The 605-nt window shown below is 44.8% G+C and carries 2 protein-coding genes; both read right to left on the bottom strand.

What is annotated here, in order from left to right:
* On the bottom strand, positions 1–153 hold a 153-nt coding region (locus tag Xmir_RS33025; RefSeq protein WP_422646014.1), incomplete at its 3' end, for a hypothetical protein.
* A gap of 64 nt (positions 154–217) precedes the next feature.
* A complete protein-coding gene (locus Xmir_RS22295) occupies positions 218–541 on the bottom strand; it encodes an IS630 transposase-related protein (RefSeq protein WP_099115511.1) in 324 nt (107 codons plus the stop codon).
* Positions 542–605 lie beyond the last annotated feature (64 nt).

Raw genomic sequence — 605 nt, 5'->3', positions numbered from 1 at the left:
TAAGGTGACGAAGGTATTTTTGATAATGGCACCAATGACATTAATGCGGCCTTTGGCGTGCCAGTCATGCGTACCAAAACAGCGTAACCCTTTTTCCGAATATCCATGTTGACGTGGCATCGACTGAGCAAAACCACTTTCATCCAAATACACAATCGGCCTGCCAGCCCGTTCATAGTCGCTGATGCGCTCGATAAATGTCTGACGAGCCTGAAGATCAGCGCGAGGGTGTTTTAACGTTTTTTTTATGGGTGATCCGAAGCCGTTTCAAGGCGTAATGAATAGCCGATTGTGAGACACCTAAACGTTTTGCTCTTTCCCATTGATAGTCATCGGGAAAGTTTTGGACATCCGCAATGAGCACCGCATCAGGGATTTTCGTGGCGGGTTTATCACGGGTCATGCAAGGTTCTATCTTATTGCACCACCGAAACAAGGTGCGCATGGAGATTTCAAAGTGGGCACTCGTTTGTTCGAAAGTCAACGAATGCTTGTCTTTGTATGCCAGTACTCTCTTTCGAAAATCTAAACTGTAGCCCATCTCGTGTTATGCCTTGTCGTCTAGGGTTTAGGTATTATGTCATATTAATATGATTTAGCTATAT

The organism is Xenorhabdus miraniensis, assembly GCF_002632615.1.
Note: the sequence above shows the minus strand (reverse complement) of the source record. Positions and strands in the feature narration are given on the sequence as shown.